The following is a 14,216-nucleotide window of genomic DNA, read 5'->3' as shown; positions in this document are numbered from 1 at the left end:
GAGGATTTGCCTGACTTCGGGTATAGTTGAGGGATGAATTTTCTCGCTCATCTTCACCTGGCCATGCTGGCGGACAGCTCGCTGCTGGGCAACCTGCTGGCCGATTTCGTGCGCGGCAACCCCGCCGCCGACTATCAGCCCGAGGTCGTAGCCGGCATCATGATGCACCGCCGCGTCGACGTGCTGACCGACAGCCTGCCGCAGGTGAAAGCCTGCCGCGACTATTTCAGCGCCCCCTACCGCCGCGTAGCGCCGATCACCCTCGACGTGGTGTGGGACCATTTTCTGGCGCGCCACTGGCAGCAGCTGGAGCCTTCACGCGACCTGCACCAGTTTACCCAGGAAGCCCGCAGCCAGATCGAACCTTACCTGCCGCTCACGCCGCCGCGTTTTCAGAACCTGAACGGCTATCTGTGGCCGGAACGCTGGCTGGAACGCTACGCCGAATTGCCGTTCATCGCCCGGGTATTGCAGGGCATGGCCAGCCGCCGTCCGCGCCTCGATGCCCTGGCCGGCTCGTTCGCCGACGTCGAGCGGCATTATCATCAGCTTGAAACACAATTCTGGCAGTTTTATCCGCAAATGATGCAGCAGGCGAAGGAAAAAACGCTGTGAGGTCAAGCCCAAGCGTTTGAAATTGCAGCGCCTTGCAAGAATTTACGTTTTGCCGCTTGCCCTTTTGTGGGAAAAGGTTATTTTTAAAGCCTGTCAAATTTAATTAGTGAATTTAATAGGTAAAAGCTATCTCAGCGATTGGTCTTTTGCCCTTTATTCACCACGTCGCGGCCCCTATACTGGCCCTTGTTTTTACATCCACCCTTTAACACCTATTACAGGAGTAATTATGGTCCTGGTAACTCGTCAAGCCCCTGACTTCACTGCAGCTGCCGTACTGGGTAGCGGCGAAATCGTTGAAAACTTCAACCTGAAGAAGCACCTGAACGGCAAACCGGCCGTCCTGTTCTTCTGGCCAATGGACTTCACCTTCGTATGCCCTTCCGAGCTGATCGCTTTCGATCACCGCTATGAAGAGTTCCAGAAGCGTGGCGTTGAAGTGGTTGGCGTTTCCTTCGACTCAGAGTTCGTCCACAACGCATGGCGTAAAACCCCTGTCGACAAAGGCGGCATCGGTGAAGTGAAATACGCAATGGTTGCTGACGTTAAGCGTGAAATCCAGAAAGCTTACGGCATCGAACACCCGGAAGCCGGCGTTGCGCTGCGCGGCTCCTTCCTGATCGACAAAGACGGCATCGTGCGTGCTCAGGTTGTTAACGACCTGCCAATCGGCCGTAACATCGACGAAATGATCCGTACCGTTGACGCGCTGCAATTCCACGAAGAGCACGGTGAAGTGTGCCCGGCTCAGTGGGAAAAAGGCAAAGCAGGTATGGGCGCTTCCCCAGACGGCGTGGCAAAATACCTGTCTGAAAACGCTGCCAAGCTGTAATTTCAGCCTGATAGTGAATCAACCGGCCTCCGCGGCCGGTTTTTTTATGCCCCTTTTTGGGGCAACACGCCCGCCTTCAGTGCTTTATTTCCCTGTTTCCGCTCACATTTCCCACCCTGCTCGCCGCGCGTGCGCCCATCTGCGGCTACTATCAATAACGCTGGCTCGCGCTTTGCAAGTGAACAACAGCCAAGCAAACACAACACAATAAAAAACTGACAGGGTAGGAATAACTATGTTTTTACAGAAATGGAGCAAACCCCTGACCATGGCGGCGCTGCTGGTCAGCGGCAGCCTGCATGCGGCGTCCAATCCGGCGGTGGAGGCCAAAAACGGCATGGTGGTCACCTCGCAGCATCTGGCTTCGCAGGTCGGGGTGGATATCCTGAAAATGGGCGGCAACGCCATCGACGCCGCCGTGGCGGTCGGCTACGCGCAGGCGGTGGTGAATCCCTGCTGCGGCAACATCGGCGGCGGTGGCTTTATGACCGTCCACCTGGCGGACGGCACCGACACCTTCATCAACTTCCGCGAAACCGCGCCGGCGGCGGCCAGCGCCAACATGTATCTGGACGCCGACGGCAAGGTGAAGAAAGACGCCAGCCTGTACGGCTATCTGGCGGCGGGCGTGCCGGGCACCGTGCTGGGAATGGAAACCGCGCGTGAGAAGTACGGCAAACTGAGCCGCGAACAGGTGCTGGCGCCGGCGATCAAGCTGGCGCGCGAAGGCTTTGTGCTGACCCGCGCTGATACCGATATTCTCGACACCACCGTTGCACGTTTCAAACAGGATCCCGAGTCGGCCAAAATCTTCCTGCGCCCGGACGGCAGCCCGCTGCAGCCGGGAGACAAACTGGTGCAAACCGATCTGGCCAATACGCTGGAAGCCATCGCCAAAGGGGGAACCGACGCCTTCTACAAAGGCAAGATCCCGCAGGCGGTAGAGGCGGCGGCCAAACAGGGCGGCGGCATTTTAACGGCGGCCGACTTCGCCAACTATAAAGTCACCGAAACCCCACCGATCACCTGCAGCTATCGCGGCTACAAGTTCGTGTCGGCGCCGCCTCCCAGCTCCGGCGGCGTGACGCTGTGCGAAATCCTCAACGTGGTGGAAGGCTATGACCTGAAAAGCATGGGCTTCAACTCGGCAGCGGCCATTCACACCATGACCGAGGCGATGCGCCATGCCTACATGGACCGCAACACCTACCTCGGCGACCCGGAATTCATCAAGAACCCGATCGACCGGCTGGTGAGCAAGAGCTACGCCGAGCAGATCCGCAAGAAAATCGTCGCGGACAAGGCCACGCCGTCGGAAAATGTGCAGCCCGGCATGGAACCGCATGAGAAGCCGGAAACCACCCACTATTCGATCGTCGACCATGACGGCAACGCGGTCTCCACCACCTATACCGTCAACGGCCGCTTCGGCGCCGTGGTGATCGCACCGGGCACCGGCTTCTTCCTCAACGATGAGATGGACGATTTTACGGTCAAAGTGGGCGAGAAAAACTTGTACGGGCTGGTGCAGGGCACCGCCAACAGCATTGCCCCCGGTAAGCGCCCACTATCGTCAATGAGCCCGACGCTGGTAACCAAGGACAACAAGATCTTTATGGTGCTGGGCTCGCCGGGTGGTTCGCGCATCATCACCATCACCCTGCAGACCGCGTTGAACGTGATCGACCACGGCATGGCGCCACAGGAAGCGGTGGACGCGCCGCGCATCCATCACCAATGGCTGCCGGATGAGGTGTACTACGAACAGCGCGGCGTTTCCGCCGATACGCTAAAACTGCTGAGCGGCATGGGCTATAAGATGGTCGAACAAACGCCGTGGGGCGCCGCCGAACTGATTCTGGTCGGTTTGCCTGGCGCGGCGGGCGTCAGCCCGGCCAACTCCGGCAACGATTCGGCGGTTTCCGGCAAAGTGCGCGAAGGTTACCTGTACGGCGCCAACGACGTGCGTCGCCCGGCAGGCTCCGCGGTCGGTTACTGATGTAAACGCCCACTCACCTTAATCGCGGGGGCCCTTCGGCCCCCGCAGTTCCCTTAGCCTTCACAGCGCCACACGGTGGCCGATTCTTCCGCCAGCTGCAGGCGCAGCCCGCCGGCCGTTTCGCTCAACTCTCCCCGCCCTTCCACGCGCCGCCACGGGCCTCGGGCCAACAGCGGGTTGTGCGGCAGCTGCGCCTGGCCGCTGCCGTCACGCTGCAGCGCCACCAGCACCTGCTCCTGCTGATACAGGCGCACGAACACCAGCGTTTCTCCGCTGGCGTACAGCACCTGACAGCCGCCGCGACGCAGCGCCAGGCTCTGTTTACGCAGCGCCGCCATGCGCTGGAACAGCGCCAGCAGCGGCCGATCCCAGTCGCCGACGTCCCACGGGAACGGCTTGCGGCAGAACGGATCGTTGCCGCCGTCCAGACCAATCTCATCGCCGTAATAGAGGCAAGGCACGCCGATCCAGCTCAGCAACCACACCGCCGCCATCTGCATGCGCGCCGCGTTCCCCTGCAACAGCGTGAGGAAACGCGCGGTATCGTGGCTGTCCAGCTGGTTGAACTGGATCAGCTGGCGGCCGTGCGGCAACCCGGCGCGGTAGCCGTCCATCCACTGCACGCATCCGGCGGCGTCCAGCCGCACCGGGTGATAGGCCACGTCCAGCCCCGCCAAAAACGCCCGCACCGGCAGCGCGAACCCCATGTAGTTCATCGCCGCATCCTCCACGCCGGCGTGCAGCCAGCGACGCGCGTCGCCAAAGTGCTCGCCCACTACGTAGGCCTGAGGATTCTCCTGCTTCACCGCCTGATAGATGCCCGCCAGGTGACGCAGGTTGCCGGCAGCGCCGCCGTTCTCCCCCAGCATATGCACCACATCCAGCCGCCAACCGTCGATGCTGTACGGCGGGCGCAGCCAGTGGCGCACCACGCTGCCTTCCCCGCGATAGATCGCTTCCGCCACCTGCGGCTCGGCGAAGTTGAGCTTCGGCAGGCTGGCGTTACCCTTCCAGTCGAGCGCGCGGCCGTCCGGGTAGAAGTTGAACCAGCCGCGATACGGCGAATCGGGGTGGTGACAGGCGCCGTTTTCGCCCTGACGATGGCGGTCAAACCACGGGTGCGAATCGCCGGTGTGGTTGAATACCCCATCCAGCACCAGTTTCATGCCTACCTTGTGAGTGCTTACTCGCAAACGCTGCAGCGCCGCGTTGCCGCCGAAGTGCGGATCGACCTGGTAATAGTCCTCGGTATCGTACTTATGCACGCTCGGCGCGGTAAAAATCGGGTTCAGGTACAACGCCGTCACGCCCAGCTGCTGCAGGTACGGCAGTTTGCCGCTGATGCCGTCCAGATCGCCGCCGTAAAAGGTCGAGGCGGCGTGGCGATCCTCCAACGGGTGCTGCCAGTCGCGCCGAATCACCTCGGCGCCGGCCGCATGATGGCGATAGCTGCCGCTCTGGATGCCGTGCTCGCCACCGCTGCTGGCGAAGCGATCGGGGAAAATCTGGTAGAACAGCTGATCCGCCACCCACTCGGGGCCATTGTCAGGATCGTCGACGGCGAACTGCGCCAGCTGGCCCGGCGGCGTTGGCGACCAGCCCTGCGGGCCGAACCACTGTTGGCGATCGGCCCACAGCAGCTTGAAGCAGTATCGCCGCGTCGGCTCGCCCTCATTCAGCGTCAGGCTGGCCTGGTAGCGCCGCATCCCCTCGTGGCGCTGCGCTTTCATCACCAGCAGCCACTCTTCGTTGTCCGGTTCGGCGCGCAAAAACACCCGTTCCGGCAGTTCATCCCCTTGTAACCACAGCGTGATATCCAAACGTTGCCCTTGCTTCACCACAAAAGGCGGGACCGGTTGATGCCAGGCGTTAAGCATACTGTTCTCCTGCTGTACCAAACGAAATCGACGGCGTTCTTCAAGAAACGAACAATGCCACGTTAAGTGCAACTCCCCCTCCTCTCTGGCCGCAAAACCCGGGGATGAGCCGGGGGGCGGAGACCGAAAAATAGCGCTAACTTGATGTAAAAAAAGGTAAACAGGCACAAATCCTGCACGTTACCCCTTAGGCTAACGTGTTTTAAGTTTACAGGATATTTTTTGCGCATTTTTTAAGGAGCGGTAATGCAACAACAGATAACGCGCTGGCTGGAACAGTTTGGTTTGGAATTCGGCGGAGTGATGTCGCTGTTGATGGTATTGGGGTTGATTGTTCTGATCTCGGTAGCGATCCACCTGGTGCTCCATCGGGTGGTGTTGGCTGCTCTTCAGCGCCGCGGCCAGCAGTCGCAGCGTGTCTGGCAACAGGCCATCACCCAATACAAACTGTTCCAGCGCGTGGCGCTGCTGCTGCAAGGGGTGATCATCAGCATCCAGGCGACGCTGTGGCTGCAGAGCGGCAGCCAGACCCAGGCGGTGATCGTCACCGCCGCGCAGGTGTGGATACTCGCCTTCACCCTGCTGTCGCTGTTCTCGCTGCTGGATACGCTGCTGGCGCTGCTGCGCCAAAGCCCGATTTCCAATCAGCTGCCGCTGCGCGGCATTTTCCAGGGCCTGAAACTGGTGGCGGCGATCCTGATCGGCATCATGATCGTCTCGCTGCTGATGGGCAAATCGCCGCTGTTGCTGCTCAGCGGCCTGGGCGCCATGACGGCGGTCTTGATGTTGGTGTTCAAGGATCCGATCCTCGGGCTGGTGGCCGGCATTCAGCTCTCCGCCAACGACATGCTGAAGATCGGCGACTGGCTGGAAATGCCGAAATACGGCGCCGACGGCGCGGTCACTGACATCGGCCTGACCACGGTCAAAGTGCGTAACTGGGACAACACCGTCACCACCATACCGACCTACGCGCTGATCTCCGACTCGTTCAAAAACTGGCGTTCGATGTCGGAATCCGGCGGGCGCCGCATCAAGCGCAGTTTGAATATCGACACCGGCAGCGTGCACTTCCTGTCGGAAGAGGAACAGCGCCGCCTGCAGCGCAACCCGCTGCTGCACAGCTACCTGAACGTCAAGACCCAGGAACTGAGCCAGCACAACCAGGAGATCGCCGTCGATCTGGCCTCGCCGCTCAACGGCCGCCGCCTGACCAACCTCGGCACGCTGCGCGCCTATCTGGAAGCCTACCTGCGCGCTCACCCGCGCATTCACCAGAACATGACCCTGATGGTGCGCCAGCTGGCACCGACGCCGGAAGGCCTGCCGCTGGAAATCTACGCCTTCACCAACACCACGGTCTGGGCGGAGTACGAAAGCATTCAGGCGGATATTTTCGACCATATCCTGGCGGTGATCGACGAGTTCGGCCTGCGCGTGCATCAGACGCCGACCGGCAACGACCTGCGCGGCATGCTGCGACAAAGCGCGAACGCTTCCTGACGTCGGCTGACGTAACTGTGTCTGCTGGTAATTATTCGCTTTCAATTGCCAGCAGATATCTCCATCCCCTTCTTTTCCCCGGCGAAAACGGCGTTAATGCGCCCTCACCTTCACCACCGAGAGGGAAAGCCCTTGCTGAAACGGATACGTCATCGGCTGTTTACCCTGATGGCCACCCTGTTGTTTATCGGCTGCCTGCACAACGCTTTGCTGGATGAAAGCCGCATGCCCCGCAATCTGCAACCTTCGCTGAGCGCCCTCAGCAGCAACCTGCAGGACATTCGCGAAGTGCTGGCGCGCTGCGCCGGCGAGGAAGAGGAGGAACGCCTGAACGACGGCGGCATACGCATCGAAGCCCGCGCCGCCGGGGATGAGGAAGCGGAGGACAAACGCCAGACATAGTGGGTTAAAAAACGCCCCAATTTGTTGCGTGATACGCAACGCCCTACTATGATGCGTATAGCGCAACACTCATGGAGCCATCAGGATGATAAGAAGCTTCAAGCATAAGGGACTCAAAAAGTTTTTCGAAACCGGTTCAACAGCAGGTATCGACGCCAAACAGGCGAAAAAAATCGCGCTGCGGCTGAGCGTGCTGGATTTAGCGAAAGTGATTGATGACGTGGATTTACCCGGCTTCTTCTTGCATCCGCTAACGGGCGCTCGCAATGGGCAATGGTCCGTCACCGTGACCGGTAACTGGCGCATCACGTTTGAACTGGTCGAGGGTGATGTTTATATCGTGAATTATGAGGACTATCACTAATGAACCGCATGCATAATCCTCCTCATCCTGGTGAGTTGATCAAAGAAACCATGGAAACGCTGAATCTCAGCGCGCGCGCGCTGGCCAAAGCATTGGACGTCGCGCCGTCTACGGTTCAACGCCTGATCAGCGGTAAATCCGATATCTCGCCGGAAATGGCCATCCGCCTGTCCATCGTAATAGGCAGTTCCGAACAGGTCTGGATGGGAATGCAAGATGCTTACGATCTGTGGCAGGCCAGGCAGTCCATAGACGTTTCCAAACTACGCAAGCTGGACTTTGCTTGACGCCTGCCCCTAAAAAAACACCGGCCTCAGCCGGTGTTTTTCCATTTAGTCTTGCGACGTCGCCAGCAGCGCGCGTTTTTTCTGGCGGTTGACCTTGAACCAGTACCCCGCCAACAGCAACACTACCCAGACCAGGCCGGCGTACAGCGAGACGCGCGTGGTCGGGAAGTAGCCGATAAGACCGATGATGAATACCAGGAACACGATCGCCACCACCGAGGTGAACACCCCGCCGCGCAGCGGGAACGCCAACTGCTTCACCTGCTCTTTGCTCAGGCTGCGGCGGAAGGCGATTTGCGAGAACAGGATCATGATCCACACCCACACGGTGGCGAAGGTCGCCAGGGAGGCGATCACCAGGAACACGCTCTCCGGCATGATGTAGTTGAGGTATACCGCCAGCAGCAGCGCCAGCATCATCACGACCACCGTCACCCAGGGAATGCCGCGTTTCGACACCTTACTGAACATCTTCGGCGCATGGCCCTGCTCGGCCATGCCGTGCAGCATGCGGCCGACGCCGAACACGTCGCTGTTGATCGCCGACAGCGAAGCGGTGATCACCACGAAGTTGAGGATACCCGCCGCCACGGTGATGCCCATATGCTGGAAAGTCAGCACGAACGGGCTGCCGTTGGTGCCCACCTGGTTCCACGGGTAGATAGACATGATGACGAACAGCGTGCCGACGTAGAACACCAGAATGCGCCACGGCACCGAGTTGATGGCTTTCGGAATCGATTTTTTCGGATCCTTGGCTTCGCCGGCGGTGATGCCGATGATTTCAATGCCGCCGTAAGCGAACATCACCAGCTGCAGCGACAGGATCATGCCGATAAAGCCGTTGCTGAAGAAGCCGCCGTTCGACCACAGGTTATGAATGCCGGTCGGTTGCCCGCCGTTGCCGATGCCCCAGATGATGATGCCGATGCCGGCCGCGATCATGATGATGATGGTGGCGACCTTGAAGAACGAGAACCAGAACTCGAGCTCGCCGAACACCTTGACGCTCATCAGGTTGATGGCGCCGATGATCAACACCACGCTCAGCACCCAGATCCAGTGCGGCACTTCCGGGAACCAGACCCCCATATAAATGCCGAAGGCGGTCACGTCGGCAATGGCGACGATCAGGATCTCAAAGCAGTAGGTCCAGCCGGTGATGTAACCCGCCATCGGGCCGAGGTAGTCCTGCGCGTAGCGGGAAAACGAGCTGGCCTGCGGGTTGTTGACCGACATCTCCCCCAGCGCGCGCATGATGATGAAGGCCACAATGCCGCCGATCAGGTAAGCCAGCAGCACGCTCGGGCCGGCCATTTTGATGGCGTCCGCCGAGCCGTAGAACAAGCCGGTGCCGATGGCCGACCCCAACGCCATAAAGCGGATATGACGCGTGCTGAGGCCGCGTTTCAGCTTATTGTCGGGGACAGTGGTGGGTGACTGTTGTTGCATGAAAATGACCCATAGTTTTAAACGTAAAAAAGCCACGGACATGTCCGTGGCCCTAGATTAAGCCGGGGGATTATCAGTGCGCGGTCACTTGGGAACGCGTGCACACCCGATCATAAATCGCGACCAGCGCCAGCATCAGCAGCGAAGGCGGCAACCATGCCAACCCCTGCTCCGCCAGCGGCAGGTGAGTGGTCCAGGCCGGCAGCAGCTGCTGGAAGCTGGACGCTTTCACCGCGTCAAGGATACCAAACAACAGGCTGACAAGCATCACCGGCGCGATGATGCGCGGCGCGCTGTGCCACCAACGCAGGGTGAAGCTCAGCACCACCAGCACGATGCACGGCGGGTAAATCGCGGTCAGCACCGGAATGGAGATCTGGATCAGGTGGCTCAGGCCGAGGTTGGACACCACCATCGAGAACAGGCCCAGAATAAACACCAGCGTCTTGTAAGAGAACGGCAGGTATTGCGCGAAGAACTCGGCGCAGGCGCAGGTCAGGCCCACTGCGGTCACCATACATGCGATGAAGATCAGCGCCGCCAGGAAGAAGCTGCCGAGGCCGCCAAAGGTGTTCTGAACGTAAGCGTGCAGGATCACCGCGCCGTTGGTGGCGTTCGGCACCAGCGCGCCGCTGCCGGAACCCAGTTTGAACAGGCTCAGGTACACCAGCGTCAGGCCCACGCCGGCGATCAAACCGGCCAGAATGGTGTAGCGGGTCAACAAACCGGCGTCTTTCACGCCGCGCGAACGCGCCGCGTTGACGATAACGATGCCGAACACCAGCGCGCCCAGCGTATCCATGGTCAGATAGCCGTTAACGAAGCCGGAGGAGAAAGGCACGCTCTGATAAGCCGTCGTCGCCGGAATCGGCGCACCGGCAGGCCACAGCAGCGCGGCGATGCCCAGTACGGCCAGCGCGACAATCTTCAGCGGCGCCAGCACATGGCCGACGGTATCGAGCAGGCGGCCCGGATACAGAGAGATGCCGATCACCAGCGCGAAGTACACCAGGCTGTAGATGAACAGCGGCATGGCGCCGTCGCCGGTCAGCGGGGCGATGCCCACTTCGAAGGACACGGTGGCGGTACGCGGCGTCGCGAACAGCGGGCCGACGGCCAGGTAGCAGACTGTCGCCAGCAGCAAGCCGGCGCCGCGGCCGATTGGCGAACTGAGGGCGTCGATGCCACCGCCGACGCGCGCCAGCGCGATGACGGTGATGACCGGCAGGCCCACGGCGGTGATCAGGAAGCCCAGCGCCGCAGTCCAGACGTGTTCACCGGACTGCAAACCGACCATCGGCGGGAAGATGATGTTCCCGGCCCCGACGAATAAGGCAAAGGTCATAAAGCCCAGTGCCAGGATATCTTTTGACGTTAAACGATGACTCATACGATGTCGTGTTGCCTGTTCAAATGAAAAAAAGGGTCCGATAGCGTGGTGGCGTGACGCCCCACCCGGTTGCCGGCATGCCCGATCGTCGCCGCGCCAAATAAGCACCCTAAACGCAGTCGATCCGGCGTTTATGTCCCTATTCGAAAGTGGCCGCTCATAAAAGATGGGCAAAATTTTAGGAGTTATAAAAATGGAGGTTTAATCCGACAACGAAGGCTAAGGTAAACGTTTATAGCGCTTCAAGGCAAGACGCACGGCGAAAAGCAGAGCTATCGACCATATAAACTTTAGCCACCAGTCGATCATATTGGCTATCAATAAATATACACTACATGATTTGTATCATTTTTGAACAATGAATTCACAAAACGTGAAGCATATATCGCTTTACCGCTCGAAATCGCCAATAAAAAGCCGATTTTCGCGTGGTATGAGCTTCGTTTCGCCATAAAAAAAGGTGAAAATTACGCCGTTTTTTGTCGTTTATTGCGCCATGGCCGGCGCGAGCGGTGGCAACCCCAGCGCCTGACGGGTCTTCTGCAGGGTGGCCGGCGGCAGCGGCAGATAGCCGTCGTGGTTGACCAGGCTTTGGCCTGGTGTCGACAGCACGCGATCGAGAAACGCGGCGGTCCGCGGCTCCAGCGGTTGATGGGGGGCTTTGTTGATGTAGATATACAGATAGCGCGACAGCGGGTAGCGATCGTTGCGCACGTTGGCGGCGGTAGGCGCGACATAGTCCTCTCCCGACTCCGCCAATGGCAGCAGCCGCACGCCGCTGGCGCGAAAGCCAATGCTGGCGTAGCCGATGCCGTTGAGCGAACCGGCCACCGCCTGCACCACCGAGGCCGAGCCGGGCAGCTCATTGACGCGCGGCATGAAATCGCCGCCGCACAGCGCGCGCAGTTTGAAGTAGCCATAGGTGCCGGACGCCGAGTTGCGGCCAAAGCGCTGCAGCGAACGCGACGCCCAGTCGCCGCGCAGACCCAGCTCGCCCCAGCGCGTCAGCGGCTGGCTTTCGCCGCAGCGCCGGGTGGCGGAGAAAATGCGGTCGAGCTGCTGCAGGTTGAGGCCGCGCAGCGGATTATCCTGATGCACCAATACCACCAGCGCATCCACCGCTACCGGCACCGCCAGCGGCGCATAGCCGTAACGGTGTTCGAATGCCGAGATCTCGGCCGCCTTCATCGGCCGGCTCATCGGGCCGAGCTGCGCGGCGCCCGCGGCCAAGGCGGTCGGCGCGGTCGAGGAGCCGGAGGCCTGGATCTGCAGGTTGACGTTGGGATAATGCTGGCTGAAATCCTGCGCCCACAGCGCCATCAGATTCGCCAGCGTGTCGGAACCGACGCTGGACAGGTTGCCCGCCAACATGCCGTCAGGCTGCGCCAGCGCGCCGCGTCCGGCCAGCAGCGCCAGGCAAAGCAACAGCCCTCGGGTTATTCGGGTCATACCGGTGTCTCGCGTTAATTTTTCACCGCATTCTCTGATAAAGCGGCGGGAACAATCAACCGATTGGGCAAGGTAAAGATAAAGCGGGTGCCGATCCCCGGTTCGCTGAGGATCTCCAGCCGCGCGTCGTGATGGCTGAGCGCGTGCTTGACGATCGCCAGCCCCAGCCCGCTGCCGCCGGTCTGGCGCGAGCGGGCCTTGTCGACGCGGTAAAAACGCTCGGTCAGGCGCGGCAGGTGTTCGGCGGCGATGCCCGGCCCGTTGTCGCTGACCTGGAACTGCGCGCCGTGCGCCGTCTGTTGCCAGCTCACTTCGATATGGGTGCCCTTCGGCGTGTGGTTGACCGCGTTGTACACCAGGTTAGACACCGCGCTGCGCAACTGGTCTTCATTGCCGAACACGTTGAGCTGCTCGTTAACCCGGAAGGTGATCTCATGATTGCCGCCGCTCAGCGATTGCGCCTCGCGCTGCAACACCCGCAGCATCAGCGGGATATCCACCCGCTCGTTCATGTCGACATTGGGCGCCGCCTCGATGCGCGACAGCGTCAGCAGTTGCTTGACCAGCCCGTCCATCCGGCGGGTCTGCTCTTGCATGGTGCTGAGCGCCTTGCTGCGCAGCGAACCGTCCTGCTCTTCGTCGCCCATCATCTCCAGGTAGCCCTGCAGCACCGTCAGCGGCGTGCGCAGCTCATGGCTGACGTTGGCGAAGAAGTTGCGCCGCGCGCCCTCCAGCTGGCGCATCTGGGTGACGTCGCGCGCCACCATCAGCAACTGCCCTTCGGAATACGGCATCACGCGGAATTCGACGTAGTGTTCGTTGTTCAACTGCAGCGTCAGCGGACGCGAAAACTCCTGCTGTTGCAGATAGTGGCTGAATTCCGGATAACGCAGCAGGTTAAGGATGTGCTGGCCGTTGTCTTCCGGCCAGCGGAAGCCGAGCAGATGCTGCGCCAGCCCGTTGCACCAGAAGATGTTGCCCTCGACGGTGGTCATCACCACCGCGTCAGGCAGCGATTCGGCCCCGCTGCGAAAACGCTTGATAAGCAGCGCCAGCTCGCGCCGGCGGCGGCGGTTGCGCTGCTGCATCTGATACAGGCCATAAAACAGCGGCTCCCAGCTCCAGCGGCCGGGCGGCGGCGTCATGCTGCGGTCGATCCACAGCCAATGGGAGAGTTTGAGCTGGTTGTAGAAATTCCACACCAGCGCAGCCAGCGCGGAGGCCAGCAGGAACCAGGGCAGATAACCGAAAATCAGCCCCAGCAGTAAGGCGGGCAAACAAAAAAGAGCCAGCTCCAGAGCCAGCCTCTTCCACGACAGACGTTCTAACACGGCATATTCTCCAGCGCGGCGCGATCAGTAGCGCGTTGAGAACCGGTAGCCGGTGCCCCGAACGGTTTGAACCATTTTATCATGCCCACTGGTTTCTAACGCCTTGCGGAGCCGACGGATATGCACGTCAACGGTACGGTCTTCCACATAAACGTTAGTGCCCCAGACGTGATTAAGCAACTGCTCACGGCTATAAACCCGCTCCGGGTGGGTCATAAAGAAGTGCAGCAGCTTGAACTCGGTCGGCCCCATGTCCAGCGCCTGATCGTTCGCCATCACGCGGTGGGAGGACGGGTCCAGGCTCAGCCCTTGCATTTCAATCACCTCCTCCACCGCCATCGGTGAAATGCGTCGCATGACCGCCTTGATGCGCGCCACCAGCTCCTTGGGCGAGAACGGCTTGGTGATGTAATCATCCGCCCCCACTTCCAGGCCGCGCACCCGGTCTTCTTCTTCGCCGCGCGCGGTCAACATCATCACCGGGATATCGCGGGTCAGCGCTTCGCGCTTCATATGTTTGATAAACTGAATGCCGGAACCCCCGGGCAACATCCAGTCAAGCAACACCAAATCAGGGAACGGCTCAGACAGACGCGTCACGGCGCTGTCATAATCCTCGGCTTCCAACGGTTGGTAACCATTTTGTTCCAACACAAAGCACACCATCTCACGGATCGGCGCTTCGTCTTCCACCACCAGTATGCGTCTTGCCATC

Annotated in this window: 13 protein-coding genes; 7 read left to right on the top strand and 6 right to left on the bottom strand. The window is 60.4% G+C overall.

Features of this window, described 5'->3' with window-relative positions; all coding sequences use genetic code 11:
• Nucleotides 1–33: 33 nt before the first annotated feature.
• From ACSBQS_RS00695 to ggt, 3 genes are all read left to right on the top strand, one after another.
• Nucleotides 34–615, top strand: a complete 582-nt coding sequence (locus tag ACSBQS_RS00695) for an ACP phosphodiesterase (protein ID WP_033651078.1) — start codon at nucleotides 34–36, stop codon at nucleotides 613–615.
• A 229-nt stretch (nucleotides 616–844) separates the two neighbouring features.
• Complete coding sequence (locus ACSBQS_RS00690; RefSeq protein ID WP_004940403.1) at nucleotides 845–1,447, top strand: peroxiredoxin C; 603 nt, start codon at nucleotides 845–847, stop codon at nucleotides 1,445–1,447.
• Nucleotides 1,448–1,682: 235 nt separating this feature from the next.
• Entirely contained in the window at nucleotides 1,683–3,446 is a 1,764-nt protein-coding gene (gene ggt, locus ACSBQS_RS00685; RefSeq protein ID WP_072628292.1) for a gamma-glutamyltransferase, read from the top strand.
• 53 nt (nucleotides 3,447–3,499) lie between these two features.
• Here ggt and malZ read toward each other — a convergent pair whose 3' ends face one another.
• Nucleotides 3,500–5,323: a maltodextrin glucosidase gene (gene malZ, locus ACSBQS_RS00680; protein ID WP_342164315.1), complete on the bottom strand. Its 1,824-nt coding sequence runs from the start codon at nucleotides 5,321–5,323 to the stop codon at nucleotides 3,500–3,502.
• A gap of 246 nt (nucleotides 5,324–5,569) precedes the next feature.
• On the opposite strand from malZ, the gene ACSBQS_RS00675 reads away from it, so the two are divergent.
• The 4 genes from ACSBQS_RS00675 (at nucleotide 5,570) to ACSBQS_RS00660 (ending at nucleotide 7,879) form a co-directional block, all read left to right on the top strand.
• Nucleotides 5,570–6,826 carry a mechanosensitive ion channel family protein gene (locus ACSBQS_RS00675; RefSeq protein WP_016928882.1) on the top strand — a complete coding sequence of 419 codons (1,257 nt, stop codon included), beginning with the start codon at nucleotides 5,570–5,572 and terminating at the stop codon, nucleotides 6,824–6,826.
• A 132-nt stretch (nucleotides 6,827–6,958) separates the two neighbouring features.
• Nucleotides 6,959–7,228: a hypothetical protein gene (locus ACSBQS_RS00670; protein ID WP_033651074.1), complete on the top strand. Its 270-nt coding sequence runs from the start codon at nucleotides 6,959–6,961 to the stop codon at nucleotides 7,226–7,228.
• An 85-nt stretch (nucleotides 7,229–7,313) separates the two neighbouring features.
• Complete coding sequence (locus tag ACSBQS_RS00665) at nucleotides 7,314–7,592, top strand: type II toxin-antitoxin system RelE/ParE family toxin (protein ID WP_033651073.1); 279 nt, start codon at nucleotides 7,314–7,316, stop codon at nucleotides 7,590–7,592.
• Entirely contained in the window at nucleotides 7,592–7,879 is a 288-nt protein-coding gene (locus ACSBQS_RS00660) for a HigA family addiction module antitoxin (protein WP_025160069.1), read from the top strand. Before ACSBQS_RS00665 ends, ACSBQS_RS00660 begins: the two co-directional genes overlap by 1 nt.
• Before the next feature lie 45 nt (nucleotides 7,880–7,924).
• Here ACSBQS_RS00660 and proY read toward each other — a convergent pair whose 3' ends face one another.
• From proY to phoB, 5 genes are all read right to left on the bottom strand, one after another.
• Entirely contained in the window at nucleotides 7,925–9,331 is a 1,407-nt protein-coding gene (gene proY / locus ACSBQS_RS00655) for a proline-specific permease ProY (RefSeq protein ID WP_197749700.1), read from the bottom strand.
• A gap of 73 nt (nucleotides 9,332–9,404) precedes the next feature.
• Nucleotides 9,405–10,721, bottom strand: a complete 1,317-nt coding sequence (gene brnQ / locus ACSBQS_RS00650; RefSeq protein ID WP_182074079.1) for a branched-chain amino acid transport system II carrier protein — start codon at nucleotides 10,719–10,721, stop codon at nucleotides 9,405–9,407.
• 486 nt (nucleotides 10,722–11,207) lie between these two features.
• On the bottom strand, nucleotides 11,208–12,170 hold the full coding sequence (locus ACSBQS_RS00645; RefSeq protein WP_197666200.1) for a PstS family phosphate ABC transporter substrate-binding protein: 963 nt from the start codon (nucleotides 12,168–12,170) through the stop codon (nucleotides 11,208–11,210).
• A gap of 14 nt (nucleotides 12,171–12,184) precedes the next feature.
• A complete protein-coding gene (phoR, locus tag ACSBQS_RS00640) occupies nucleotides 12,185–13,501 on the bottom strand; it encodes a phosphate regulon sensor histidine kinase PhoR (RefSeq protein WP_004940434.1) in 1,317 nt (438 codons plus the stop codon).
• Nucleotides 13,502–13,525: 24 nt separating this feature from the next.
• A complete protein-coding gene (gene phoB / locus ACSBQS_RS00635) occupies nucleotides 13,526–14,215 on the bottom strand; it encodes a phosphate response regulator transcription factor PhoB (RefSeq protein WP_004940438.1) in 690 nt (229 codons plus the stop codon).
• Nucleotide 14,216: the final 1 nt, after the last annotated feature.

It is taken from the genome of Serratia sp. H402Y, assembly GCF_051172415.1.
GTDB classification, from domain to species: Bacteria; Pseudomonadota; Gammaproteobacteria; order Enterobacterales; family Enterobacteriaceae; genus Serratia; species Serratia ureilytica.
Note: the sequence above shows the minus strand (reverse complement) of the source record. Positions and strands in the feature narration are given on the sequence as shown.

What these genes read in the sequence shown, in the direction of transcription:
- ACSBQS_RS00695 (WP_033651078.1), top strand. Translation starts at nt 34, where the DNA reads ATGAATTTTCTCGCTCATCTTCACCTGGCCATGCTGGCGGACAGCTCG.
- ACSBQS_RS00690 (WP_004940403.1), top strand. Translation starts at nt 845, where the DNA reads ATGGTCCTGGTAACTCGTCAAGCCCCTGACTTCACTGCAGCTGCCGTA.
- ggt (WP_072628292.1), top strand. Translation starts at nt 1,683, where the DNA reads ATGTTTTTACAGAAATGGAGCAAACCCCTGACCATGGCGGCGCTGCTG.
- malZ (WP_342164315.1), bottom strand. Translation starts at nt 5,323, where the DNA reads ATGCTTAACGCCTGGCATCAACCGGTCCCGCCTTTTGTGGTGAAGCAA.
- ACSBQS_RS00675 (WP_016928882.1), top strand. Translation starts at nt 5,570, where the DNA reads ATGCAACAACAGATAACGCGCTGGCTGGAACAGTTTGGTTTGGAATTC.
- ACSBQS_RS00665 (WP_033651073.1), top strand. Translation starts at nt 7,314, where the DNA reads ATGATAAGAAGCTTCAAGCATAAGGGACTCAAAAAGTTTTTCGAAACC.
- ACSBQS_RS00660 (WP_025160069.1), top strand. Translation starts at nt 7,592, where the DNA reads ATGAACCGCATGCATAATCCTCCTCATCCTGGTGAGTTGATCAAAGAA.
- proY (WP_197749700.1), bottom strand. Translation starts at nt 9,331, where the DNA reads ATGCAACAACAGTCACCCACCACTGTCCCCGACAATAAGCTGAAACGC.
- brnQ (WP_182074079.1), bottom strand. Translation starts at nt 10,721, where the DNA reads ATGAGTCATCGTTTAACGTCAAAAGATATCCTGGCACTGGGCTTTATG.
- ACSBQS_RS00645 (WP_197666200.1), bottom strand. Translation starts at nt 12,170, where the DNA reads ATGACCCGAATAACCCGAGGGCTGTTGCTTTGCCTGGCGCTGCTGGCC.
- phoB (WP_004940438.1), bottom strand. Translation starts at nt 14,215, where the DNA reads ATGGCAAGACGCATACTGGTGGTGGAAGACGAAGCGCCGATCCGTGAG.